The sequence below is a fragment of the Pseudomonas sp. R15(2017) genome, assembly GCF_002112685.1.
GTDB lineage: Bacteria > Pseudomonadota > Gammaproteobacteria > Pseudomonadales > Pseudomonadaceae > Aquipseudomonas > Aquipseudomonas glycinae.
On record NZ_NEII01000012.1, the window covers coordinates 69110 to 94240 of the forward strand.

Here is a 25131-nt window from a genome sequence, read left to right on the forward strand (position 1 = left end):
AAAAGGTGAGGGAACATGGATCAGTTGGCACTCAAGGCAATCGAGCGCATCGCCGCCGAACGGCGCGCGCCGTATCAGCACATCAAGGTCGAGCGGATCACGCCGATCATCGGCGCCGAGATCGGCGGCGTCGATCTTTCACAGCCGCTGAGCGACGAGCAGCTCGGGGAAATCCGCCGGGCCTTTCTGGAGAATCACGTGGTGGTGTTCCGCGATCAGCACCTGACGGTGGACGAGCACAAGGCGTTTGGCCGGCTGTTCGGTGAGCTGCGGGCGCTGCCGGTGGAAGACATCGACGGCGATGACCCGGAGTTGGTGGTGATCCGCGCCAATGCGCAATCGCGCTACGTCGCCGGCGAAACCTGGCACACCGACGGCACCGCCGATCTGGCGCCGTCCATGGGCTCGATGCTGTACGTCAAGGAAACCCCGGCCATCGGCACGGGCGGCGATACGTTGTTCGCCAACATGCACCTGGCGCTGGAAATGCTCTCGCCGACGATGCAGCAGTTTCTCGGCGAACTCACGGCGATCCACGACGGCGCGATCCCATGGAAGGGTTATGAGGCGCCGGCCAACCTGCCGAAAACCGAACACCCGGTGGTGGTTCGCCACCCGGAAACCGGGCGCAAATCGCTGTTCGTCAATTCCGGGTTCACGTCGCACATCGTCCAGTTATCCGGCGGTGAAAGCCAGGTGCTGTTGAACATGCTGTTCGATCTGGTGGCCCGAGAGCCGGTTTTGAGTTGTCGTGTGCGTTGGACGCCGAACAGCCTGGTGTTCTGGGATAACCGCTGCACCCAGCACCATGCGGTCTGGGATTATTTCCCGCACTCGCGGTATGGCGAGCGGGTGACAATTCTGGGGACGCAGCCGAAGGCGTGATGACCCGGACCTGTGGGAGCGAGCAAGCGCGCTCCCACAGGTCCGGGTCTAAATTCCTTGTTTGAGCAGTTGCTCGACGATCAGCTCGCCGAACGCCAGATTCCCGTGCAGCGGGTCATCCACTTCGCAATACGCCGAACGCTGAAAACCCTGCTCATCGTTCGCCGCTGCGCGCACGTCGATCAGCTCGATGCCGAGCCCTTGCAGGCGCTCGATCAGCAGCGCCTGCGCTGCCATGAACACCCGCGAATCGGACAACTCCGGCACCCGCTGCGGCGGCAATACGGCGAACACCTTGAGGTTCATCGCCCGGGCCTGTTCATAGAATGCCAGCGCAGGCCGGGACAGGGTGTCGACAATGGATTCGAACAGCGGCCCGGCAAAAAAACCTTCGTCGAATTCGCCGTCGGGTGACTGGTAGCACGTCCAGTTCGGCGCGGTGGCGAGGTAGTGCAGGCTCAGGCCAATGGTACTCACCAGCGGCACCCCGACCTTCGCCAGTTGCGGCACTTCAAAAGGCGCCAGAGCCTGGCGATACAGACGTTCCATCTCGGCCTCGCGAAACACCACGTCATGGCGGGTCAGGCTGAAAAAATCCACCGCGAAATCCCGGCCGGTGCCCAGCGGGCCGCCGCTGAACGGCAACTCGCGGGCCTGCGCTGCCTTGCCGATGACCCCGGCATGGGAGTCGCCCAGCAGCAGAAACCTAGGCGTAGTAATCGAGCACGGCGTCTTCACAGACAAGCTCCTCGCTGGACACGCAGGTGGAGGGAACGCTGGCCGGCGCGTGCAGCGGTTGAACCGCATCGAGCCCGGCGAAAAACTGCTGCATGACGAACGCCACGCCTTCGGGCGTGACTTCCCGCTGGTTGGGCTGGTAGAAGGCGCCCTTGAACGGTGTGCCGGTGATGATTTCGTAAGAGGGGAAATAGTCGACGTCGTGCAGGTCTTCACACAGCTGCCCGGCAACGGCGCGCAGGACCGATTTGGAATAGGTGGTGGCGCTCAGCACATGTTCGCCCGTGGCCGTCGCCGTCAGGGGCACCGGTGACACCGTGAGCAGCAGGCGCAGTTGCGGGTTGATCGAACGCATCAACTCCAGCGCCCGCACCATGTCGCCATAAGTGTCCATGAAGCCGAAGTTGCAGAAGCGGTGCAGCTGCGGATCGAAAATGCCACGCACGGTGCCGGGGCACACGGGGTACACCAGACCGGTCTGGCGGTTCTGCCAGGCTTCGGTCAGGCCGAGGGTAAACACGAACACTTTGGCTCGGCGCAGAGCCGTGCGGATGGCGTCGAGGGTGGCTTCGCGCGAGGCGAACAGCGCGTCCTCGCTGGCAAAGCCGTCGGGCTCCACGGCGGGGCGGAACGGGTCGAAGAAACGCCCGTCATGGGCCCAGGTTTCGTCGGGTGGCAGGCTCACACCCAGCGCCCATTCCAGCCACTGGCACAGCATCGCCGGGGTGTACAGATTGCCGGTGCGGAACGAAAACACCCCGTAGTTATGGGCCTTCCAGTCGGCTTCGGGCAATTCGGCCGGGGCCGGTTCCGCGTCCAGCCAGTTCATGCCGCGTTCCACCAGCGCCCGACCGATGTGCTGGGCGAAACACGAGCCAGCGGTGACGATGGCGTCCTTGTTGCCGATCTCGAATTGCGGTGTCCACAGTTGATCAATGTCCAGCGCGGGCTTGTCGGCCACGGCGGTGCGCCAGAAAGCGCGGGGTGGCAGGCATTGATAAGGATTCACGACGAGGGCCTCCTTGGCGGTCGCTGATAAAACGGGGTCAGCTGATTTGATAGCGGTAGATCAGGTCGTCAAACCACCGATCTCCAATCTGATAGGCCTGCGGCACGCGGCGCTCGAATACAAAACCGCATTTCTCCAAGACCTTGCAGGAGGCGATATTACCGTCGGTCACGGTCGACTCCAACGAGTCCAGGCCGATGGCGGCGGCATAGTCGATGATCGCCTGCCGCGACTCGGTGCCAAAGCCTTTGCCCTGATGCTCGGGCAACAGCAGGCAACCCACCTCGGCATGCCCCGGCGACAGGATGCGGAATCCGGTCACGCCCAGTTCCTGCCCACTGGCCCTGTCGGTCACCACCAGACATAACCAGTGATCCGACTGCGGCCCCCAGGCCGGAAGCCTGTGTTCGAAGCCTTTGCGCACCTGTTCCTCGGCGATTTCACCGAACACGTATTGCATGGTTTGCGGCTCGGAATGCAGCCGGAGAAACAGCGGCCAGTCGGATTCGACCATCGTGCGCAGATCCAGGCGTTGCGTGGTGAGCTCGAGCATCCGCTGCTCCTTGCAAGGGTGGGAAGGGAAGACGGTTTTTTACTGGGTGTGGGGCGAAAGATCAATGTTTTGATCGGGCATGGTTTGCAAAGCCGACCCTGATTGCCTCCATAAGCGGTGGCCCCCGGCAGCCGGGCTGCCGAAGGTGGATCGGCGAATGGATCGGTTACGGCTTGACCGGTTTGACCAGGTCGGTCTCGTTGCTGTCGAGCACGAACACTGCCAGCAGACGTGATGGTTCGGTGGTGCTGGCATTGGCGCTCACCGCGTGGAAGTCGCCCGGTTGTTCGACGAAATTTTCCCCGGCCTTGTAAACCTTCTCCGGCCCGTCACCGACCTTGCTGCGTACGGCGCCCTCAAGCACCGTGGCGTAGATGAACGCGGACTTCGGATGAAAGTGCGCCGGCGAAGAACCACCGGGTGCGTATTCCACCAGCACGCCCCGCATGGATTTACCGGGGACGTTGGGCAGGGCGCGGTCGAACACCACGGTGACCTTGCCTGCCTGCGGCTCGGCGGCCGAGGCGGATGAAATCGAAACGGCCGCAAACGTGGCGGCCAGCAGGATTCGGCTGAACATGGCGATACTCCTTCAAACAGGTGGGGTGTTTCAGCGCTGGGTCGATTTCGCCAGCCAGTCTTCAAAGCGCGTTGGACCCAGGCGCGGGTTGCTGCTGCCGGGTGTGAGCGACTGGTCGTCAAGCACATCGCCGAAGTAAAGGGCGTGGACGTCCGGGATCACTTTGCGGGTGTCGTCGGTAGCGCGGAAAAAACGCCGGACCAACTCGTCGAGGGGCATGGCTTCGGGGCCGGCAATTTCCTGCGTGCCGTTGATCGGCGCGGCCAGTGCCACGTCGGTGAGTGCAGCGGCCACATCGTCAGAGGCCATGGGCTGGATCAATGCCGGCGACAGGCGCACTTCGTCGCCGACGGTAGCGGATTGGGCAATGCCGCCGACGAATTCGAAGAACTGCGTGGCCCGCAGCAGGCTGTACGGAATGCCCGATGCCTTGATCAGGTTCTCCTGCGCGACCTTGGCGCGGAAATAACCGTTGGCTGGCAGGCGCTCACTGCCGACGATCGACAGCGCCACGTGATGGCGAACCCCGGCGGCGGCTTCGGCGGCGAGCAGATTACGGGTGGAGGTTTCGAAGAAATCGAGCACGGCCTGGTCTTCCCACGACGGCGCGTTGGATACGTCGATTACTACCTGTGCGCCGTTCATCGCATCGGCCAGGCCTTCGCGGGTGATGCTGTTGACGCCGGTGTTGGGGGAGGCGGCAAGTGCATCGTGGCCGCGTTCGCGCAGATTGTTCACAAGTTTCGATCCGATGAGGCCGGTGCCTCCGATAACGACGATCTTCATGGCATCTCTCCACTGGCCGACGGCAACCGTTGCTGTCGATGTGGGTTGAGCTTGCCTGTGACGCTCTGGCAAATCCTTGTGATGACCTTGGATTTGCCTTGGTTTTTTGTCCAGACAGGCCAATCCGTCGGCAGATGCGTAGACCAGTGTGCAGACCGGTGCGACGGCCGGAGGTCTGCCGTATGATCGAGCGCAAAACAATCGCCTGCCCGGACACGGCGTCGGGGGGCGCCAGACCAGAGAACAGCCACCGTGCAATTCGTGTTTGAAGACTACGTGCTCGATCAGCAGCGCCGGGAACTGACCTTGCGCGGGCAAGTCGTGACTGTCGGGCCGCAGGTCTTCGACTTGCTGCTGCTATTGGTCAGCAACCGCGAGCGGGTGGTGAGCAAGGACGAACTGTTGAGCGCCGTATGGAGTGGCCGGATCGTTTCCGAATCAACCATCACCAGCCACATCAACGCTGTGCGCAAGGCCATCGGCGACACCGGTGAGCAGCAGCGCCTGGTGCGTACGGTGCCGCGCAAGGGCTATCGCTTCGTCGGCGAAATCAGCCCGTGCGACAGCCCCGTCAATGCACCGGAAGCGCCTGCGAAACCCGAAGTGGCCACGACACTTGTCCTGCCGGAAAAACCTTCGATCACCGTCCTGCCCTTCCAGAACCTCAGTGGAGACCCCGAGCAGGACTATTTCGCCGACGGCATCGTCGAAGACATCATCACCGCGTTGTCGCGCCTGCGCTGGCTGTTCGTCATCGCCCGCAACTCCAGTTTCACCTACAAGGGCAGGGCGGTGGATGCGCGAGGCGTCGGTCAGGAACTGGGTGTGCGTTACGTGCTGGAAGGCAGCGTGCGCAAGAGCGGCAACAAGATCCGCATCACCGGCCAGTTGATTGATGCGTGCAGCGGCACGCACCTGTGGGCCGAGCGCTTCGAAGGCCTGCTCGACGATATTTTCGAACTCCAGGATCAAGTGGCCGAGAGCGTTGTGGGCGCCATCGCGCCGCAGCTGGAGCGCGCGGAAATCGAGCGGGCCAAACGCAAGCCCACCGACAGCCTCGATGCCTACGATTACTACCTGCGGGGCACGGCCAAACTGCACATCGGCACCCGAGAGGCGATCGAACAGGCGCTGGCGCTGTTCTACCGGGCAATCGAGCTGGATCCGGAATTCGCCTCGGCATACGGCATGGCGGCGTGGTGCCATTTCTGGCGCAAGCTCAACGGCTGGATGACCGACCGGCCCCGGGAAATCGCCGAAGGTGCACGGCTCGCGCGCATGGGCGTGGAGCTGGGGCGCGATGACGCCGTGGCGCTGACCCGCTGCGGTCATGCCCTGGCCCATCTGACCGGGGATGTCGATTGTGGCATTGCTTTGCTGGATCGGGCTCGATTGCTCAACCCCAATCTGGCGCCGGCCTGGTATCTGGGAGGCATCCTGCGCGCCTTGGGTGGTGAAACCGAGGCCGCCATCGCCAACCTCGAACACGCCGTGCGCCTGAGCCCGCTGGATCCGGAAATGTTCCGCATGCAGGTCGGGATGGCGCTGGCGCACTTCTTCGCCGATCGCTTCGAATGTTCGGTTTCCTGGGCCGAGAAAGCGCAGGGAAACCTGCCCAGTCTGCTGGTAGCGGCGGCCCTGATCGCCGCGAGCCACGCGCTCAATGGGCGAGCCGACAAAGCCGGGCAGGCCATGGAACGGCTGCGTCAGCTGGACCCGACGTTGCGGGTGTCCAGCCTGAGCGCGTGGCTGCCCATTCAACGGCCTGAAGACGTTGCCCGGTTTGCCGAAGGTTTGCGGTTGGCGGGGTTGCCGGAGTAAGGGCTCAGCCGGCCAATCAATCCATCGAAAAATGCATTTGCATGTTCATCGCGGCATCGTACTGATTGCTGGCCACGCGGCGTTCGATCAGGCGATCAGATCCGCCTTCGGCCACGCGGCGTTCGATCAGGCGATCGGAGCCGCCTTCGGCAACACGGCGTTCGATCAGGCGATCAGAGCCGCCTTCGGCAACGCGACGCTCCATCAAACGATCGGATCCGCCTTCGGCAACGCGACGCTCCATCAAACGATCGGATCCGCCTTCGGCAACACGACGCTCCATCAGCCGATCCGAACCCCCTTCGGCAATCTTGGTCGGCGCCTTTCTGGCTCGGTGCTGTTGCACTGATGAAGTTTCTGAAACCGGAGCACTGGTTTCCTGTCTGTTGGCCACCGGCATATCGGGCAGGCAACTTGCGCCGAATGCATGAGTGGCAACTATCCAGGTGGCTGAAACAATGGCGACGGGCAATACCAATCCAATAGTTTTCATCGTGATCATCCTGAGTCGTAGTGGGATTTCGTTAATGAACTTCCGGTTGCAACCAGACAGGTTTGAACTCAATCGAATACTTCTAATGGGAAACTCCATGTTCCTGTGCTGCCAGGCGAATACGGTTGTACGCAATCAAGCGCATGACGTAGCCCAGCTTGATCGCGGTCGGCCCGAGGATCGTCATCCCGTGCGCGCCGACCAGCGTGGGCAAGTTCAAGTGAGCGTCAAACACATAAGCCAGGAAAATCCCCACCATCAACATGCCCAGACCGCCGATCAGCAATAAGTGGGACAACTTCAGTACGCGGTACGAGTCTTCAAAAAAGTCATACATGTTGATCATTCATCCCTGAGTCAATGAGTGGATCGACAAGTGTCGGCGCGCGAGGAAACCACGAAGTCAATGACTTTGCCGGCCGTCGCATTTGATGGAGGGATTTTACTGTTGCCGGTAGGGATCAACCATGTTGCATAAGTTTGGTTTTATCCTGCCAGCGTATGGAGAAGTCATACCAACGTATATAAACGACTAGTAATGTGCGCCGCATTTGGGCGTTAAATCTAATGGTTGATACCCAGACTTTCTGCCATTCGAACCAGATCGGCAAACGACTGCGCGCGCATCTTGCGCATGGCCTGGCTGCGGTGAATCTTCACGGTGATCTCGCTCAGGCCGATGGCACTGGCGATCTGCTTGTTTATCAGACCCGAGACGGCCAGCGCCATCACCGCTTGCTCTCTGATCGTGAGTGTCCCATGGCGTGTGCGCAATTCATGATGGCGGCGTTCGCACTCGCGGCGCGACCTGTCCCGCGTATGCGCGGCGACCACGGCGTCGATCATGGCCTGCTCGCGAAACGGTTTTTCCAGGAAATCGACGGCACCGGCTTTCATGGCGCGAACGGTCATGGCGATGTCGCCGTACCCGGTCATGAAAATGATTGGCAAATGGATGTTGGCGTCGGCGAGCGCCTGCTGAAAGACCAGCCCGCTGGTGCCTTGCAATCGCACATCCAGCACCAGGCAACTGGGCAGGTCAGGTCGCTGGTATTGCATGAAGTCGGCGACCGATCCGAACAGCTCGACCCGCAGGCCGATGGAGCGTAGCAGGCTGCCAAGCGCCTCACGCAGAGGAGCGTCATCATCAATGATGAAAACGATGGATTCGAGGTTTCGCTCGGGTGCAGGTTCTACGTCCATACGCTGGATGGCTTCGCGGCGATCGGGTTGCGCAGGATGCTGAACAATCCAATGGAAAGCTTTGCCCGAGCCTCCGGTTTTCATTGGATTTTTCTTGGGTAAGCGTCCAGAGGCCATCGACCGCGTGTTCCTTCAGTCGATGGCCTCGGCGGGTCAGCTTCCTGCCCTGGCGACGATCGCAAAATTCCCCGGCGCCTTTTCCAGCAGCCCCAGAAATCTCACCAGATCGACCTTGCTGCCATCCACTTTCAGATCATCGGAAGTTAGCGTTTCCTTGAGTCCGGCGGTGCCGCCCAGCAGTTGGACGAACAGGTCCTTGGTGACGGTCAGCGTTGCGTTGGCGTTCGCCGCCGTCGGGCCTTTTCGGTAGTGCAGCACGGCGTTCTCGACCCATAGCACGAACGATTCATTGGTATCGGTCAGCACCAGATTGAACGTCCAGTTCTTGCCATCCGCCGCCGGCCCGTCGAGGCTCGCGGCCATGGCTTCGAGGAAACGTTCGGTGGGCGTCTGTTTCATCAGTTCGATCAGGTCGGAGCGTTTGACGCCCTTGGCCGGCGGGCCGTTGCGCAGCTCCATGGCTGCGGTCAGGTAGCTGTTGCGCCAGGTCGCCGATTCCGCCTGATAGCCCATCTGTTCGTAGGCGCGGGCCAGCAGTTCCTTGGCGGCGGTGTCGTCGGGTTTGGCGAGCACGGCCTGATCCAGCAGCTCGGCGACCCAGCGGTATTCGCCCTTGTCATAGGCCACGCGAGCGGCTTCGACCACTTTGGCGTTGCCTCCCATCAATTCGACGTAGCGTTTTGCCGACTCTTTGGGCACCAGCGGATTCAAGTGCGCGGGGTTGCCATCGTAGGCGCCCAGGTACAGCTGGTAGATCGCCTTGACGTTGTGGCGCAGGTCGCCGTAATAGCCACGGGTGCCGAAGTACGACGCCAGCGAATCCGGCAGCTGGATCTTGTCGGCGATCTCGTTGGGGGTGTAGCCGGCGTTCATCAGGCGCACGGTCTGGTCGTGCAGGTATTTGTAGACGTCGCGGTGTTTGGTGATGAATTCGCGGATCCGCTCGTTGCCCCAGATCGGCCAGTTGTGCTGACCGAAATAGACCTCGGTGTCGCCCAGCTCGTCGAGGGCGATTTGCATGTAGTCGGACCAGCGCAGCGCATCGCGGACCTTGGCGCCACGGATCGGCAGCAGGTTGTGCATGGTCTGCGTCAGCAGCTCCGCACCGCCGTATGCCTTGAGCGCGGGGATCGAAAAGGTCAGCTCGGCCGGGGCTTCCGCGCCGGGCATGTTGTGGAATACGAAGCTGACGCCGTCGAGTTCCAGCGGCTGGATCGGCTGGTCGATGATCTGCGTTGGCGGCAGGATGCCCATGCTGCCGTAGGCGACGTTTTTGCCCAGCCCGGTGTCGACGATGCCGGTGGCGCCCGGCGTCAGGTTCTTGCCGAACTGATACATCGACCGCCGTGCCATCGCCGGGCCCGCCAGGATGTTTTCACTGGTGGCTTCCTCCATGAAGCCGGCGGGCGCGACGATGGGAATGTTGCGCTGGGCCACTTCGCTGCTTGAGGTGATGCCCAGCACACCGCCGAAATGGTCGGCATGGTCGTGGGTGAAAATGATCGCGGTGACGGGCTTGTTGCCCAGATGCTCGCGGGCAAATGCCAGCGCTGAGGCGGCGGATTCCCGGGAGGTCAGCGGGTCGACCACGATCCAGCCGGTCTGCCCGTCGATCAGCGTCATGTTGGCGATGTCGAAACCGCGCAACTGGTAAATCCCGTCGCTGACCTTGAACAGGCCGATCTGTGCGTTGAGCATCGCGTGCCGCCACAGGCTCGGGTTGACGGTGGCCGGCGCCTGGCCTTCGACGAAACGGTACGCGTCGAAATCGATCAGGACATTGCCGTCAGCGCCGAGGATCTTGCCGGTGGGCCGGGCGATGAAACCGCGCTGGGCATCTTCCATGTCCCGGTTGTCGCTGAGGTCCAGGCCCTTGATCGACGCCTGGATCACCGCTGCTGTGGCGGGCGTGGCGTCGCCGGCTGCGACGCTGGGCTTGTTGTCGCAGCCGGCGAGGGACACCAGCGTCAGGGCGAGGATCGTGTAGAGGGTCGGTTTCATTCTTGTTGTTCTCCGAGGGTCGAGTGCGCTCCAGCCTAGGGGGAGGTTGGCGATGTATCCAATGCATTATTTACATCCGGATAATGCGTTGCTAGCATCGGGCGAATGGACCTAAAACGACTGTCACACCTACTCGCGCTAGCCGATGAACGCCATTTCGGACGCGCCGCCGAGCGCGTCCACCTCAGCCAGCCGGCCCTGAGCCGCAGCATTCAGGCGCTGGAGAGCGAAACCGGACAGCGCCTGTTTGATCGCGACACCGGCGATGTTCGTCCGACGCCGGCGGGGGAGTTCCTGATCGAGCGGGCGCGACGGTTGCTGTTCGATGCCCGGTCGCTGGAGCGGGACATGGCTCTCTATAGCGATCGCCAACTGGGCAGCCTCGCTTTTGGCGTCGGGCCTTTCCCGGCTGCGATGTTGATGCATCAAGTGGTGCCGCGACTGCGTCAGGATCACCCGGCGGTCACCCTGCGTGTGGAAGTGAACAACTGGCAGATTCTCGAAGCGCGGCTGCGCGCTGAGGCGATCGAATTTTTTGTCGCCGACATCCGCAACTTCACGGCGGAATCCGACCTGTTGATCCGTTCGCTGGGCCAGGCCTCGGCAGGCTTTTTCGTACGGCCGGAGCACCCGCTGGCCGGGCATAAAGTGACGATGGGCGAACTGGAAGGCTACGGCATCGCCACAACGCGCCTGCCGGAAGTAGTGAAACTCGAGACCGCCCGAACCCTCGGCATCTCCACCCGCCAGGCGCTGCCCATTGTGCTGGAGTGTGATGACGTGGCGTTGCTCAAGACCGTCGCTGGCTCAACCGACACCATCCTCGGCGTTATCCATGGCGCCGTGGCTGAAGATATTCGGGCGGGGCGTTTGATCGAGCTTCATGTTGTCGACAGGCCGGGGTTTCATTCGGAAATTGGCGTGGTGAGTTTGCAGGGTAGAAGCCTGTCGCCGACGGCTCTGTGTGTGATTGAGGCGGTCGTTGCCGAGATGCAATCCGTTCACGTCGAACAATCCCCACGTCTTTAAAGACGCGTCCTACAGCCACGATTTTCCTGCTTCGTTAACGTCGTGCAGCCCTTTGCGAGGGCTGTCGATGCATGAACGAAAGGACAATCAGTGGCTGGTCAAAAGGACATTCCCCGGGTTCCCAACCCACCGGCGGGCGACGGGCATCACGTCTCCTACCGCTATATGACGGCCACCGAACTGGCCGATCAGCAAGACCGACAAGACAAGTACGACGCCATGCTGGCGAGACAGGACGCCTTCGAGCGCAGCCGTGAGGTGGCGGCGAACAAGCCTGAGCCGGTGCGCGCCGGCTGCGTGTTTGCCAAGTCCTGCAAGCTGCCGGACGCGATCATCGATTACTCGAATCCTGCAGGGATGGTGCCGACTGACAGTCTGAAGGATTACGGCGAGCTGATTTTGCTCGGTGGGCGTGAGGCCGATGACAGTGGCGGCGTTGAGCTCAAGAAAATCAGCGGCACGGCAATTCCTGCGGGGCTGGGCACTTTTGCCCTTGCCGGTGAGGCGTTCAAGGCATTGCCCGCGATGGCCTCTGCTGCTGTCGCGACCCCGCTGCTCGGTTTGCTGGCGATGTTGATGCCCTCGAACCTGGGCGACAGCGCTCTCTACACCGAAGACCAGTTGCTCGCCCTCAAACAGGCCCGAACCCGCGTGCGCTTGCGTGTTGAACAGCAGGCCGATGGCAGCCTTAAGGGTTACGGCTTCTATACCGGCAAGAATCGCGACTGGGAGATGGTTGATGTCGTGCAGTTCGCGGCACGCGATAGCCGGTTTGTTGCAGACCTTGGCGAAGGGGTTGAGCTGGTCTGGACGCCTGCCGTGGATGGTTCCGACATTCTTGGTATTCCGGCACTGGAGGCTGCTCCGCAGGCGCCGCATATCTGGGTGTATCCACCGACGAAAGCGGCGGAGGGGATTCTGGTGAATCCGGTTTATCCGCCGGAGTATCGGGATTTCATTCTGGTGTTTCCGGCGAATTCCGGGGTCCGGCCGCTGTACATCGTAGTCAACACCTCACGTAAAGGCTTACCGTCAGAGGGGCATAGCTATCATAAACCTCCAGAAGCAGAAGAAATTACTGCTTTTCCCGGTTTGAAAAAAGCACAGAAAATGAACCCTATACAGGGAGGCGGCGGACTTCGGGAACGGTGGAAGGATGCAAAAGGCAGGAGAATTTATGAGTGGGACTCAAGGCACGGAGAGTTGGAAGTTTATCGTGCAAGTGACGGAACTCACCTAGGAGCGTTTGACCCTTTTACAGGAGAACGACGCGGGGATCCGAAAGATGAAAGAAGCATCAGAAAAAAATACTTGTGAGGTTGATGATGGGACTAAAGCTGAGACTGGAGTGGTATGACAAGCACACTCAACTATGCGAGGGCGAAGAGTACTCCAAGGATTTAGGCGACGATGAAACCGTTTTGAATGCCTTGGGCATCCCAGTGGAAAACAACATAAATAATGGCGGCTTCAATGTAGTCGAAAATTGGACGCCTATTATCCAACCTTACTTTCAACACAATATTTTCCTTACGGCTTACAACTATCAAATCTCGTTTGACTACAGCGACGTCTGGTAACTGACCTTATGATCTACAGAATCGAAGCCTTCGATCAAAAAACGGAGCTTCTGGTGTTCGAGGCGCAGCTTCCCGGAGGATGCGACGACCAGATCGCCGCCGTTATGGGATGGACAACAGAACAGCAAGGTTGGGAAGGCTACGATCTGACGAGTGATCAGATCGCCGCCTTGGAGAAGCTATTGGGAAGGACGGTCTTCGATCCGACTTATCTCTTCCAACTGAGCTGCAACGTTAATTAAACGGCCCTTTGCCAATTGATCCTTAACAGGAACAATCAGCCCCGCTGACCCCGCCCCGGATAATTCAGCACAAACTGCACATGCGCCTTCACCCCGGTGGCCAGTGTCGCGTCATCGGCGGTGAAGTAGGGGCTGTGGTTGTTCGGCGCCTTGCTCATGTCCTGGCCTTCCGGCGTTGCGCCGAGGAACACGAACAGCCCCGGCACTTTGCGCGCGTAGTAGGAGAAGTCTTCGCTCGGCGACAGCGAGGCGGGCAGGCGCTCGACCTTGCCCGGTGCTGCCCGTTCAAGGGCCGGGATCATGGCTTCGGTCAGGGCCGGATCGTTGGTGGTTACCGGCGCATTGTTCACCAGCAGCAAATTGGCCTGGGTCTCGTAGGCGCTGGCGATGCTGTTCACCAGCGGCGGCATCTTTTTCAAGATCGTGTCGCGGATGTCGGCGTTGTTGGTGCGGATGGTCCCGGTCATTTCCACGGACTCGGGAATGATGTTGGCCGCCGAACCGCCATTGATCGTACCGACGCTGATCACGCCCATGCCTTGGGTCAGGTCGATGCGCCGACTGACCAGCGTCTGCAATCCGCTGATGATGCCTTGGCTGGCGACAATCGGATCGACACCGCTCCAGGGCGCCGAGCCGTGAGTCTGCTGGCCCTTGACCGTGATGCGGAACGAATCGCTGCTGTTGAGCACGGTTCCGGATTTATAGAACAGATGCCCGGTCGGATAACCCGCCATCACATGCACTCCGAACACCGCCTCGACCTTGGGCGAATCGAGCGCGCCATCGCGGATCATCGCTTGCGCACCGATCAGGGTGTCAGTCTGGAATTCATCAACATCGGCCGCGCCTTCTTCAGCCGGCTGAAACAGAAACACCACCGTCCCGCGCACCTGATCGCGATGCTCGGCCAGCACCTTCGCGGCGCCCAGCAACATGGCGGTGTGGGTGTCGTGCCCGCAGGCGTGCATCACCGGCACGCTCTTGCCGAGCCGCGTGCTGGTGGCCTGACTGGCGAACGGCAGGTTCGTCATCTCCTTGACCGGCAAGGCGTCCATGTCGGCGCGCAACGCCACAACCGGCCCTGGTAATCCGCCTTTCAACACCCCCACAACACCCGTCTTGCCAACCCCGGTACGCACTTCAATATTCGACGCCTTCAGCCGCTCGGCCACCAGCGCAGCGGTCTTGAACTCAAGATTGCCCAACTCTGGATGCTGGTGAATCGTGTGGCGCAGGTCGATGACATCCTGATTGACCGCGCTCACGGCGCCATCGACCCAGGGCGCATCGGCGGCATGGCTGGCAGTGGCAACAAACGAAGACAGAACGGCGAGGCAGAGCGAGGTTTTGCAGAAACGGATCAAGGCGGGACTCTCTCTTATGGTTTTTATTGGCGTCAGAGGGTATGCCGCGATGCAAGACGGAACAAACGAGTCTGGCCGGTAATCGCACGGCTTTTGGTTTTTCGTGTTTTTGCCTGAACGCGGCGTTCAGCGGATTGTTTTCCATCGCCTGATCCGCTTCACTGTGGCTCTTTTGCCTGAGCGGAAATCAATCATGGAACGATGCGAAGCACTGGTCATCGGCCTCGGCGCCATGGGCGCGGCCACGATGTATCAACTGGCGAAAGCCGGGGTCAACGTGGTCGGCATCGACCGCCACCATCCGCCGCACGCGTTTGGCTCCAGCCATGGCGACACCCGCATCACCCGGTTGTCTGTGGGCGAGGGCGCGCAATACGTGCCCATCGTGCGCAACTCCCACCGCATCTGGCGCGAGCTGGAGGCGCTGTCGGGCGAGTCCCTGTTCGAACAGACCGGTCTGCTGGTGCTGACCTCCAGCCCCGACTTCGATCCCGCCGACGAAACCGACTTCACCCTGCGCACCATCGCCCTGGCGCAGACCTACGGCATCGAACACGAAGTCCTCGACGCCGGCCAGATCCGCCAACGCTTTCCGCAGTTTGCCCAGGTGCGCGACGACGCCATTGGCTACTTCGAACCCGAAGGCGGTTTTGTACGGCCCGAAGGCTGCATCGACGTGCAACTCAGACTGGCCGAACAACACGGCGCCACGCTGTACAAGGGCGAGACCGTGACCCACATCAGCTCGGACGAACAGGGCGTCACCGTCACCACCGACCAGCGCACCATACGGGCGAACAAACTGGTGGTCACCGCCGGCAACTGGGCGGGCGGCTTGCTCGGCGCGCCGTTCGACAGACTGCTCAGCGTCTATCGGCAAAAACTGTTCTGGTTCGAAACCGAGCCCGACGCGGAACTGGTCGGCCACTCACCCACGTTCATCTTCACTCACGGCCAGGACGACGATTTCTATGGCTTTCCCGCATTGCCGGGGGAGGGCAGTTTGAAGGTGGCGACGGCGCAGTATCACAGCACATCCACGCCCGAGACTCTGGATCGCACAGTCTCGGCCGAGGAAGAACGCGAGATGTACGAACAGCAGGTGAAGGGGCGCATTGCCAGGCTGACGGATCGGGTGGTGAAGTCAGCGGTTTGCGCCTACACCGTCACGCCGGATCGGCATTTCATCATTGATGAGCATCCACGGTTGCAGCACACGTTGGTGGTGTCGGCATGCTCCGGGCACGGGTTCAAACACTCGGCGGCGCTGGGGGAGGCGTTTGCGCAGTGGTGTTTGCGGGGGGAGAGTGAGCTGGATCTTTCGTTGTTTTCGGTGGGGCGGTTTGAGAGGGAGTGAAGTAAAGCGAGTGACTGCTATCGGCCAAAAGCGGACGTTCAGGAAAGACGGTATCTTTCAAAATGCAGCGGTCGAAGCAAGCGACTAATAACCCACTGCGACCATCCAGAAAGGTTCAATTGGCAAAAGCCATATTACGGCACGATCATGAATCTAGAGGAGACTAATTCTCTACCTCTGAACCTAATAAAGCTCACATCGGGTGTGCATCATGTTGGAGGAGAATCGAACAGCACGCCAAAATGCTCTATCACTGCCGTCAGAAGCCTTCAGAAGGGATGGTTCATAGTCCGATTGCAGTCCGGCTAAACGGTACAATTCTCTGTAGGTTTCAGCTCCGAGCTCTTGATTACAGGGAGCGCAAAGCGTCACCAAATTTCTAAAACTGGTTTCTCCTCCTTTTGAATGAGGCCTGACATGTTGAAGAGTCAACTGCTCCCGTCCTGTGCATAGGACACATTGATTATTGTCTCGATCAAGTATTCGCTTCTTGAACTTTCCTCGAAAAGTACGCCTTCTAATAGATGGAGCAGCTATCTCAATATCAGTGAAGGAACCATATGGGGAAATAAGACACTCACGTTTTTTGAGCCAGTGACTCATGTGTTCTCTGGCAAAATCAGAGCTCACTAGTGCCCAGCCTTGAATGCACGTCCAGTCATAATAGGTACGTTCGTCGTCAACCCACATGTAATTAAATCCAAGTTCCTCCAAAGCAACACCAAACTTCTCCCTGCTCACTTGCGACGGTTTACGAAACTCAAGTCCATCAGGGCCTGGTTTACTGCCCAGAGTATCAGTTGAAAAATAGGCATAACCTCCACATACCAGCTTTAAATCAAATGCATAGGAAGCGCTCATTCTTATGATCTCCAACTGTTTAAATGGGCTAAAACCATGACGAAATCGTGTCGAAATTAATTTGGCTCGTGACTTAGCGCTCAGAGTCTAGAATCACTGCAACTTGAAATTTTTAACTATCCAAAGAAAAATATTTGCTCTTCCTCAGGATCAAATAGATCATCAGATACAAGATAGCATCGAGCTTTTTCGAAAACCAAGTTTCGATCAAAAGAGTTTTCAATGTTTTCGTGGTCATCATCACCAACAGATCGCCATTGAGTACCGTAGTAAAATTTAAAAACCAGCAATGCGAATGCAGTGGGTGTGAGCACTCTTCTTACAGGCCATCTATTTTCGGAATGAAAGCCAATATGAAAGTGCGAGCAAGGATGATGAAGCTTTTTACGTTGCGCTGGTGCGTTCTCGTAACGCAATAATGGCACACTCCCAACGCCGGTCTTATCCGATAGCAATGATAAAAATTCTTCGTGAGTTAAAAGGCCAGCTTCTACCATTTCATGCCGACTTCTAAACCAATTATTGTACTCATTAGAGTTCGAGGAGTACGGGTTCGGATAGAAGGCATACCGAACATTGCCTTCGCCCTCGATGCTGAACTGAAAGAATGAATAGTCAATGAGCAAGATATTATAATGCGAAAGTCCAAGCCCTTTGTTGTAGACGTCGATATAGTTAGACGAGCTAGAAAGGATTAGATCCCGAAATTCTGCATTAACTGGGAGCGGGCTTGGGTTTGAAAAAATCTCTGCAACACCCAGCTCTTGTGCAATTCGCCAAACTTGATGAATACCAGATCTTACATCCTCCTTATTCATCTTTTATTTCCTGCCCGACGAGTAAGTCGTCAATTTCGTTATCCGTGAACCCCTCGTCACGAAGGCGGTCAATAAATTCCTGCCGGATTTGTCTAGCTCGGAGAGTCTTTTGACTGGTGTCGCGTTGAATGAGGTTCATTTTTGAAAGATCTGGCATATTGAATCGCAGATAGGGAAAGTCACCAGACGCAGCATCAATTTCATTCCCAATTGCAGATGTCGCTCCTCCACAGCCGGAAACGCGGAGCCAGGCCTTTGTTCGAGTGAAAGCAACAAATAGCTTATTACGCTCGCTTCGTCGTCCTAGCCAGATCGCGTCGACTCCGACAACATAAACCACAGACGCTTCGTTACCCTTAGCTCGATAAACCGTAGATAGTGTTATTTTATCGGATATAGAGAATGGTGGTTCGGAATAGGGGTCAGCATGAATATTGTTTGTAGCAATCCCAGCCAAAGAAAAGCTCTCTGACAACTTCTTAAAATAACCTCGAGCATTTCGATCGTCCAGGGCGATAACGATTATATCCTCGGGGGAAAGACCTCCTTTCAAAAACGAACAAGCATCATTTACAACCCATTCCACCTCCTCCTCAAAATTATTGGCCGAATGATATTTGATTAGGCGTGGCAAGTCCTCCCCTTGCAAGGAAACAGGACTATTGCCTTCGGGGCGCATAATTTCAACCCGTTTGCCAGTTTCAAAGTTGTCGGTCTGGACTATATATCCTACATCTCGCCAGTGATCAGGACTCTCAAGGAGCTGCACTATTTCGGAGTAAATCCCGAAGCCCATGGCGTGAGCAGTTACTAAAATCTCACGCTGATTACGGTAACATTTACTCAGTACAGTATCGTTAACTGCTCCTGGCGGAAGGCCAGCGGCAGCTCGATCAAGAGAAATGCAAGGTTCATTATTCTCGTCAAATCCGAAAAGCTCCTCTGAGGATGGCATTTTCACATTGAGAATGTTTTGCAGTTCATCATATGCCCAAACTATATTTTTTTTATCACGAACACCTTTTGTTAGCTGAAAGCATAATTGATAAAAGGCGGCTGGAAAGTCTTGCCTTTCATCAATAAGGACGTGATCATAATAAGGCTGCACACTCCCGGTTGCGACCAGTTCAGAACAAGCATGTTGGAATGGATCTACCCCGACTGGAGCCGAACTTCTCGCAGCGCTAAAATTCATAGGCATTCGTCCAGCACGGCGGCTGGCATCTGAGTATGCGCCAGGAGCGTTTGACCCGCCCCATCCGTGTAGAATATTGATTTTTGACCAGTCGGGATCTACTTCCGTGTAATGCCGGAAGAATTTTGTAATCATATTCTGAATTGGCGATCGCAAACTTTTTGTGAAAAAAGTAACCAAGATTGTATCGTTTGGTTTAGTCATGTGTAGGTGAGCGGCTTTCATCGCCAAAATCACCGTTTTTCCTGATCCTGCTAAGCCTCTAATCCGTTGTGGACCATTGATGGTAACAAGGGCGGCTCTTCGCTGCTTCTGATCAAAGTTGGCAATTTCAGCTTCGAGATTGGATAAGGCAAAAGCTACCTTATGTTGCTCGGGATTATCAATAATTCGACTACCGATACGAGTGAGGGCTTTTGCACCCTCAATTACTGAGCGAGCTTCATGCATTTGCTCAAGACTTAGAGGCGCTTCGACTTGTAGATCTTCAAGTAACGCTTTTAGTGCAGCATTGGAATTGATTACATCGCAGTCGCCGCCTTCAAAAATCCGATCAGCCATATCCGAGTCACAAAAAATAACCGGAGTTATTTCTATCGCAAGCGATGCTCGTGTGCGGCGTAGCGTTTTACTCTTTAAAAGTCGACCTATTAAAATGCTGCAAAATTGATTTAGAGACTCTCCAATTTCAGAAATCTTAGGCGTGGGCAGTTTCTCTGCTTGAGATGCGCTTACAAATCTTAGTGCGATAATTCCATGCATCCCACTTAAAAGAAGTGCGTCAGGCTTATGCGTAACAGTCTCGTAATCGGAGTAGCTGGGGAAGTCATAATAAAGAACCGCATCCGATAGTTCTAGTTCCGAGGTAGAAGCTTTAACATACGTAATAAATTCTCTAGCTAAAGGGTCGCTATTTATCCGATCGCTTGTTACAAGTATGTCGATATCCATTTCTTAGCGCTCTTTGCCTTGAATTAATCGGATTAGTAATCTCAGAAAGATAATGACTTTGAACGACCCTGTCTAGTTTAGAAAGAAATCTGTGCTTTCATCGCCATGCCATCAGCTTAAGCATGCCGGCTTTCCGATGGTGCGTATTGTCGACGCGGATGGAATCCTCCATGACTCGACCGAAAACTCCATTTGAAGCGTCCATAAATGCCATATCGAACCGCTTATTAGGGTTGAGAATGAAGCGTGAGGGGATCAGCTTCTAGGACGTATGCAACCGTTGCGCATGCCCGCTTTTTGCTGATTGCTGATTGCTGATTGCTGTTTGTCGCAGAAGGCAGTATCCGCACCATCGGCTACGTTCGTCGATTGAACAACGGCATCGATGGCTCGGGCCGTCGAACGTCAGGGACCTGAAACCTGGGTCGAGAGCTACCCGCTATGACAAATAGCTCTGGACCAGGCGGCATTTCTAACGGAAGCCGCTAGCGAACATTCACGCTACGCCTGCTAGCGGAATTCGCGCGATGGACTATCGTTTGTGCCAGCAAATTGGAATCACGATCTGAAGCGCAGGTGATTTCGAGCCATTAAGGATGGGCTGCGGTGTTTTCAAAAGCTGATGGCTCAGTACACCCGCTGCTTAAACATATTCAGGACGAGCAGCTTAAAACGGAAGGTTTACGATATGTCTAGATGTACAGCACCGGTACATGGTCATCGTTCGGCAAGCGCAAGAGCAGCGTGTCCCGCATGTGGCGGCGGATATAGCGGGTACGGATCGCGATCGTATTCATCCTCGTCCTACGCATCATCCTATTCGTCCCCGTCTCATGGAGGGGGTGGTCGCAGTAGCGGCGGTTCATCCAGCAGCGCAAAGCCGCGCTGGTCGAAACCCGGTTCCTCTGTGGCTTACACCTCCGCCGAGGTACGAACACTCACGCCGGTACGCGAAAATGTCGAAAGGCGTGCGACAGTACCTGATCTACGTGACGTCTTTCTTTGTCACGCCTGGGACGACCGGAAAGGATCCGCGAAGGAGCTGCATGACTTGCTTGAGTCTCTCGGTGTTTCCGTTTGGTTCAGCGAGAAAGATGTCCTTCTGGGCACTTCGTTACTGCGTGAAATTGATAAGGGATTGGCTAAGTCGCGAGTAGGAATTGTGCTAGTCACCCCTGCTTTGCTGCGTCGCCTAGCAGCCGAAGGCATCGCCGACAAAGAGCTTTCTGCACTCCTCGCAAGGGATCTGCTGGTTCCCATCATTCACGACACAACATACGAATCGCTGCGCGAAGTTAGTCCTCTACTCGGTTCGAGAAGCGGCCTGAGCACTGCTGAAGATACGTTTGCAGATATCGCGGCCAAGCTTTCCGAGTTGGTCGCCCCGTAGCTTCACTGTCCATGCTTACGGCTTTACTTACAGACCCGTTATCATTCTAAGGAGTTGAACACATGAGTATCAAACCCGGCCCCAAACCGATCGCTGAATCCACCGGCAAAAAGGACCAGCGCCGTCGTGTTACTGAAGAAAACAAACCTAAACACCCTGATCTGGAAGTACATAAACACAAAAAAGGTGACTGACCTTAATAGCAGTGAGAGGGTGGGGGCGAGTCACGTAGGTTAGGCCGCTTCTGGTCGATTACCGCCCTTTGTGACCGGCACCTACTGGCCGGAAGCAGCCGGATATGACCGACCGCTGCTGGCCGAACTGCGACCACCGCTCGTTCTGACTGATCCATCCTTGTCCTCCATCAACATGGAGGACACGCCATGAATACCGCTACTAGATCCCGCCATCAGCCTTGGAACAAGGGAAAGCTTGTCGGGCAGAAAGCCCTGCTCCGAGTCAGAGATATCTGGGCCATCCGGATCAGACTCCAACTCGCAGAGAAGACACGTGATTTGGCGCTTTTCAACTTGGCCATCGATAGCAAACTGCGTGCCTGTGACTTAACCAAGCTGCGAGTCCGAGACATCGCCCATGGGGAGTATGTGTCCTCACGGGCCATCGTGATGCAGCAGAAAACTCAGCATCCAGTGCAATTTGAAATCACTGAGCAAACTCGAACGGTATTGGAAGCTTGGATGCATCGGGCGCGTCTTCGAAGCGAGGACTTTTTGTTTCAGAGCCGATTGCACGACTCAGACCATCTTTCCACCAGGCAGTACGCCCGAATAGTCAAAGCGTGGGTGACCGCTATTGGCCTTGACCCAACCATGTACGGTACTCACACGCTACGGCGGACAAAGGCATCGTTGATCTATCGCAGGACGAAGAATCTGAGAGCTGTCCAACTCCTGCTTGGTCATACGAAACTCGAAAGCACTGTCAGGTACTTGGGCATCGAGGTCGATGATGCTTTGGAAATGGCAGAGCAGACAGAGGTTTAACCAACACTGCGACGGTCTGGGCCAGACCGTCGCTATCCGGCCAACAGCGGTCTCTTGTCGATGTCCGCATTGATCCGATAGTAGCTGCTCGCGTATGGACGCTTTCGGCCGAAAGCGTCTTTCCACAAGGCCGAGCATTCAGCCGGGGTTATAGCCACCTTGCCTAACGAGTGGTGGTCACTGGATCACTCACTCGCAATTTCTGCGAAAAAAAGAGCGTTACTGCATCCAATCCGAACGCCGCCGCGTATACCAAGCACGGACAGAATCTCCTGGCCGATCTTCCTCACAAAGGATCATCACGATGAAACGCATTTCGATCAAAACGCAATTGATTGCGGGCCTTCTGACCTTGGTGGCAGGTAGCGGATTAGTGTTCAACGCTGCGCATGCTGCATCGATGAGTCACGACAGCGTCATGGTCGGCGGTCAAAGCATGTTGCCGAACAAGGACATCGTCGACAACGCAGTGAACTCGGCCGATCACACCACCCTGGTCGCCGCTGTGAAAGCTGCCGGTCTTGTCGACACCCTCAAGGGAAAAGGACCCTTTACTGTGTTTGCACCAGTCAATTCGGCCTTTACTGCTCTGCCCGCAGGAACCGTCGATACGTTGCTAAAACCGGAAAACAAGGCAACCCTCACCAAGATCCTTACTTACCACGTCGTGAGCGGCAAACTGGACATGGCCACTCTTGCCGAAAAGATCAAGGCCGGAGGTGGCAAGACCGAACTGACCACCGTCTCGGGCGGAAAACTGTGGGCAATGATGAATGGTCCGCACAACATCACCATCAAAGATGAGAAGGGCGACGTCGCCGACATCAGTACTTATGACGTATACCAGTCGAACGGTGTGATACAGGTCATCGACAAAGTCCTGATGCCGAAAAGTTGACCGGCGTCGCCGGTCGATTTCAGCATGACCGGCGAGTCCTCCGAGGAGCCCACCCGTGAATGGAACAACCGCGCGCTGTGGGCTAACCTCTGGCTGCAATCGACTTGTAGAACCTCACGATCCATTCGTTTGGAGAAAGGCTATTCCCATCGCCGACACTGACCAACTCAAACACCTTCTAGCCCAGTGTTCCTTGGGTGACCGACGCGCTTTTGAAGCGCTGTATCGTAGCGTGAGTCCGCGTCTGCATGGCGTGGCGCTGCGGTTCATGGGGCGCCCAGATCTGGCTGAGGAGGTGCTACAGGAAAGTTTTGTGCGTATCTGGAACAATGCTTCACGCTACCAATCGCAACTGTCGGCGCCGATGACCTGGATGATCAATATCACGCGAAATCAGGCCATCGACCAATTGCGAAAGCGTCGCGAACGTCCCCTGAGTGACCTCGACGCGCAGATGCTGGTAGACGACAGCCCCTCGGTACATGAACAGTTGAACAGCTCCCGTGAGACCACTTCATTGAATCGGTGCCTAGATGAGCTCGAAGGGATGCAACGTCAGTCAATCACCATTGCTTATTTTGAAGGGCTTTCCTGTTCAGAACTGGCGGAGCACCTGTCGGCACCGCTCGGGTCGGTAAAGTCTTGGATCCGCCGAGGGATGGAGCGTTTGCGCAGGTGCCTTGAGTCATGAACTACCAAACTCCAAGTCTTCGTCGCGCACTTGCCGCAGATTATGCCATTGGGTTGATGCCACCAGCCGCACGCCGGCGCTTTGAGCAGCTTTTACTGGAGGACTCGGAACTTCGCGCAGAACTTTCGCAATGGCGGGAAAGCCTTGCGAGCCTTACCCAGTCTCTGCCTGAATCACCTGTACCGGATCGTGTATGGCGCGGAATTACGGCGCGTATAGATCCGCAAACAATGCAGTTGCCTGTAAAGCGACCATTCTGGAGCTGGCTCTGGGTGACGATTGCAACATGTTCACTGGTAGCAGCGGTAACGCTGAGCGTTATCTATAACCGTGACGAAGTTCGCTACAGTGCAACGTTGCGTAGTGCCGACGCACAGTCGTGGATGAGCATTGAAGCGCACGAGAATTATCTAAAAATCAAAACGCTGGCTTTGGTGAAGATAGAAAAGAATCGTAGCTTGGAAATGTGGGTTATTCCTTCAGATGGAAAGCCTGTTTCGCTTGGGGTGATTCCCCCAGGCGGAGACGGGGAGATCAAGTTGGGCGGTGCGCAGAAAGCGTTTATTGGTGAGTCAATCACGTTGGCCATCAGTCTTGAACCCGAGGGTGGATCGCCAACAGGACAGCCGACTGGTCCTGTGCTGTATCAGGGCGTGCTTTCGGCTCTATGACTCAGGGCAGCAAACCGTTAATTTTCGTGAGTAAACGGCTCACTGATCGGTCGCCCAGAATTCTGCTTCAACGCAACGCGCTCATGAACATAAACGGCAGCTTTTGGCCGATAGCTGCCATTTACTGTGGCAGCTTCGGCTGGCATAGTTTTCTTAAGCCGTCATGACTGAGGGGTTGGCTTTCAGGTCTTCACCTCAACATGATCCAACGCCTGATTCACCGCCAACTCACTCAACATCACCAACTGCGCAATTCCGATCGCAGTCTTGCGATGGGCAGGCTCCAGCGTGGCCGCAAAGTTATTGAGCATTTCACTGGCCGATCCCAATGATTCGCTGGCGTTGGCCAGGAGTGATTCGGTGTTGTACGCCGGGTTGGCCATGTACATGGGGTCGTGTTTGTGGTGGCTGCCCATGATGCGTTGTTGTGGGGTGAGGTAATGGTCGAGCGCGCGTTCGGCCGCTTCGTTAAGGGTTCGAGAATCGGGGAATTTGTAGGGAGATACCGGATCGGTTTCCGGTGGGTTCGGTGTTGGCTTGAACATAGATGTAACTCCAGGGTGAGAAAGTGGAGCCATCAGCCTCGCTACCAAACGAGGGTGGTGGCCATACGGAGGTTGGTAGACCGGTCACCTGGATACCCGGCGCGTCCGAAGACGCCCTACGCATGGCCACCATAAAACAGCGGACGAAAGAGTCCCTGCAATCCGGCGTTGCGATGCGACAGGTAATCCGGGCTACCAAACCCGATCACTGTTTTTCAGTGACCCGGAAACGATAAAACCCGCACCCCAGACGCACAAGCCGGCGGATTCTGGCGTAGTCGTAGGCAATGACGCAAGACGCTGTAGCCGTGGGGAAGTAATGCCGGGCGTTTCTAAACATCAT

At 57.0% G+C, this 25131-nt stretch carries 27 protein-coding genes; 13 read left to right on the plus strand and 14 right to left on the minus strand.

What is annotated here, in order from left to right:
- The first annotated feature begins 15 nt into the window (after positions 1-15).
- Positions 16-885: a TauD/TfdA family dioxygenase gene (locus tag CAF77_RS22920; RefSeq protein ID WP_064382011.1), complete on the plus strand. Its 870-nt coding sequence runs from the start codon at positions 16-18 to the stop codon at positions 883-885.
- A gap of 48 nt (positions 886-933) precedes the next feature.
- Here the strand turns inward: CAF77_RS22920 and CAF77_RS22925 are convergent, their stop codons facing one another.
- From CAF77_RS22925 to CAF77_RS22945, 5 genes are all read right to left on the minus strand, one after another.
- Positions 934-1623 (minus strand): hypothetical protein, encoded by a 690-nt coding sequence (locus CAF77_RS22925; RefSeq protein ID WP_170928995.1) that lies wholly within the window; start codon positions 1621-1623, stop codon positions 934-936.
- Positions 1592-2632 carry a GSCFA domain-containing protein gene (locus CAF77_RS22930; protein ID WP_085655404.1) on the minus strand — a complete coding sequence of 347 codons (1041 nt, stop codon included), beginning with the start codon at positions 2630-2632 and terminating at the stop codon, positions 1592-1594. The genes CAF77_RS22925 and CAF77_RS22930 overlap by 32 nt, the downstream gene beginning before the upstream one ends.
- Positions 2633-2669: 37 nt before the next feature.
- Entirely contained in the window at positions 2670-3185 is a 516-nt protein-coding gene (locus CAF77_RS22935) for a GNAT family N-acetyltransferase (RefSeq protein WP_064382008.1), read from the minus strand.
- A 166-nt stretch (positions 3186-3351) separates the two neighbouring features.
- Positions 3352-3765: a cupin domain-containing protein gene (locus CAF77_RS22940; RefSeq protein WP_064382007.1), complete on the minus strand. Its 414-nt coding sequence runs from the start codon at positions 3763-3765 to the stop codon at positions 3352-3354.
- A 30-nt stretch (positions 3766-3795) separates the two neighbouring features.
- Entirely contained in the window at positions 3796-4551 is a 756-nt protein-coding gene (locus CAF77_RS22945) for an SDR family oxidoreductase (protein WP_085655403.1), read from the minus strand.
- 252 nt (positions 4552-4803) lie between these two features.
- On the opposite strand from CAF77_RS22945, the gene CAF77_RS22950 reads away from it, so the two are divergent.
- Positions 4804-6372, plus strand: coding sequence for a winged helix-turn-helix domain-containing protein (locus CAF77_RS22950; RefSeq protein ID WP_064382005.1), 1569 nt, complete (start codon positions 4804-4806; stop codon positions 6370-6372).
- Between the two features lie 16 nt (positions 6373-6388).
- Here CAF77_RS22950 and CAF77_RS29570 read toward each other — a convergent pair whose 3' ends face one another.
- The 4 genes from CAF77_RS29570 to CAF77_RS22970 all read right to left on the minus strand — a co-directional run bounded on the left by CAF77_RS29570 (position 6389) and on the right by CAF77_RS22970 (position 10189).
- Entirely contained in the window at positions 6389-6865 is a 477-nt protein-coding gene (locus CAF77_RS29570; protein WP_223290685.1) for a phage infection protein, read from the minus strand.
- A gap of 82 nt (positions 6866-6947) precedes the next feature.
- On the minus strand, positions 6948-7202 hold the full coding sequence (locus tag CAF77_RS22960; RefSeq protein WP_064384115.1) for a hypothetical protein: 255 nt from the start codon (positions 7200-7202) through the stop codon (positions 6948-6950).
- Positions 7203-7429: 227 nt separating this feature from the next.
- On the minus strand, positions 7430-8068 hold the full coding sequence (locus CAF77_RS22965) for a response regulator transcription factor (protein WP_064384114.1): 639 nt from the start codon (positions 8066-8068) through the stop codon (positions 7430-7432).
- 153 nt (positions 8069-8221) lie between these two features.
- A complete protein-coding gene (locus tag CAF77_RS22970) occupies positions 8222-10189 on the minus strand; it encodes an alkyl/aryl-sulfatase (protein WP_064382003.1) in 1968 nt (655 codons plus the stop codon).
- Positions 10190-10294: 105 nt separating this feature from the next.
- Here CAF77_RS22970 and CAF77_RS22975 point away from each other — a divergent pair, with 105 nt between their 5' ends.
- From CAF77_RS22975 to CAF77_RS22990, 4 genes are all read left to right on the plus strand, one after another.
- A complete protein-coding gene (locus CAF77_RS22975) occupies positions 10295-11218 on the plus strand; it encodes a LysR family transcriptional regulator (RefSeq protein ID WP_085655402.1) in 924 nt (307 codons plus the stop codon).
- A 90-nt stretch (positions 11219-11308) separates the two neighbouring features.
- The gene (locus CAF77_RS22980) at positions 11309-12535 is read left to right on the plus strand and encodes an S-type pyocin domain-containing protein (RefSeq protein ID WP_085655401.1); all 1227 of its coding nucleotides are present in this window, start codon (positions 11309-11311) and stop codon (positions 12533-12535) included.
- 8 nt (positions 12536-12543) lie between these two features.
- Positions 12544-12798 carry a colicin E3-like toxin immunity protein gene (locus CAF77_RS22985; protein ID WP_064384113.1) on the plus strand — a complete coding sequence of 85 codons (255 nt, stop codon included), beginning with the start codon at positions 12544-12546 and terminating at the stop codon, positions 12796-12798.
- Positions 12799-12806: 8 nt separating this feature from the next.
- On the plus strand, positions 12807-13040 hold the full coding sequence (locus CAF77_RS22990) for a hypothetical protein (protein ID WP_064382000.1): 234 nt from the start codon (positions 12807-12809) through the stop codon (positions 13038-13040).
- A gap of 35 nt (positions 13041-13075) precedes the next feature.
- Here the strand turns inward: CAF77_RS22990 and CAF77_RS22995 are convergent, their stop codons facing one another.
- Complete coding sequence (locus tag CAF77_RS22995; RefSeq protein WP_064381999.1) at positions 13076-14407, minus strand: amidohydrolase; 1332 nt, start codon at positions 14405-14407, stop codon at positions 13076-13078.
- A 193-nt stretch (positions 14408-14600) separates the two neighbouring features.
- On the opposite strand from CAF77_RS22995, the gene solA reads away from it, so the two are divergent.
- Positions 14601-15764, plus strand: coding sequence for an N-methyl-L-tryptophan oxidase (solA, locus tag CAF77_RS23000; RefSeq protein WP_170928994.1), 1164 nt, complete (start codon positions 14601-14603; stop codon positions 15762-15764).
- A 183-nt stretch (positions 15765-15947) separates the two neighbouring features.
- Here the strand turns inward: solA and CAF77_RS23005 are convergent, their stop codons facing one another.
- The 3 genes from CAF77_RS23005 to CAF77_RS23015 form a co-directional block, all read right to left on the minus strand.
- Complete coding sequence (locus CAF77_RS23005; protein WP_085655400.1) at positions 15948-16625, minus strand: HNH endonuclease; 678 nt, start codon at positions 16623-16625, stop codon at positions 15948-15950.
- Between the two features lie 116 nt (positions 16626-16741).
- Complete coding sequence (locus tag CAF77_RS23010; RefSeq protein WP_085655399.1) at positions 16742-17443, minus strand: DUF2290 domain-containing protein; 702 nt, start codon at positions 17441-17443, stop codon at positions 16742-16744.
- Positions 17436-19589, minus strand: a complete 2154-nt coding sequence (locus tag CAF77_RS23015; RefSeq protein WP_085655398.1) for a DEAD/DEAH box helicase — start codon at positions 19587-19589, stop codon at positions 17436-17438. The genes CAF77_RS23010 and CAF77_RS23015 overlap by 8 nt, the downstream gene beginning before the upstream one ends.
- Positions 19590-20496: 907 nt before the next feature.
- Between CAF77_RS23015 and CAF77_RS23020 the strand changes: the two genes are divergently transcribed.
- From CAF77_RS23020 to CAF77_RS23040, 6 genes are all read left to right on the plus strand, one after another.
- Positions 20497-20979, plus strand: coding sequence for a toll/interleukin-1 receptor domain-containing protein (locus CAF77_RS23020; protein ID WP_256576171.1), 483 nt, complete (start codon positions 20497-20499; stop codon positions 20977-20979).
- 62 nt (positions 20980-21041) lie between these two features.
- Positions 21042-21173, plus strand: coding sequence for a hypothetical protein (locus CAF77_RS29575; RefSeq protein WP_017337405.1), 132 nt, complete (start codon positions 21042-21044; stop codon positions 21171-21173).
- A 189-nt stretch (positions 21174-21362) separates the two neighbouring features.
- Positions 21363-21983 (plus strand): tyrosine-type recombinase/integrase, encoded by a 621-nt coding sequence (locus tag CAF77_RS23025; RefSeq protein WP_085655397.1) that lies wholly within the window; start codon positions 21363-21365, stop codon positions 21981-21983.
- A 304-nt stretch (positions 21984-22287) separates the two neighbouring features.
- Positions 22288-22881 carry a fasciclin domain-containing protein gene (locus CAF77_RS23030; protein ID WP_064381908.1) on the plus strand — a complete coding sequence of 198 codons (594 nt, stop codon included), beginning with the start codon at positions 22288-22290 and terminating at the stop codon, positions 22879-22881.
- 55 nt (positions 22882-22936) lie between these two features.
- A complete protein-coding gene (locus CAF77_RS23035; RefSeq protein ID WP_085655396.1) occupies positions 22937-23572 on the plus strand; it encodes a sigma-70 family RNA polymerase sigma factor in 636 nt (211 codons plus the stop codon).
- Positions 23569-24243: an anti-sigma factor domain-containing protein gene (locus CAF77_RS23040; RefSeq protein ID WP_064381906.1), complete on the plus strand. Its 675-nt coding sequence runs from the start codon at positions 23569-23571 to the stop codon at positions 24241-24243. The genes CAF77_RS23035 and CAF77_RS23040 overlap by 4 nt, the downstream gene beginning before the upstream one ends.
- Positions 24244-24425: 182 nt before the next feature.
- Here CAF77_RS23040 and CAF77_RS23045 read toward each other — a convergent pair whose 3' ends face one another.
- On the minus strand, positions 24426-24788 hold the full coding sequence (locus tag CAF77_RS23045) for a DUF6124 family protein (RefSeq protein WP_007958158.1): 363 nt from the start codon (positions 24786-24788) through the stop codon (positions 24426-24428).
- Positions 24789-25131 lie beyond the last annotated feature (343 nt).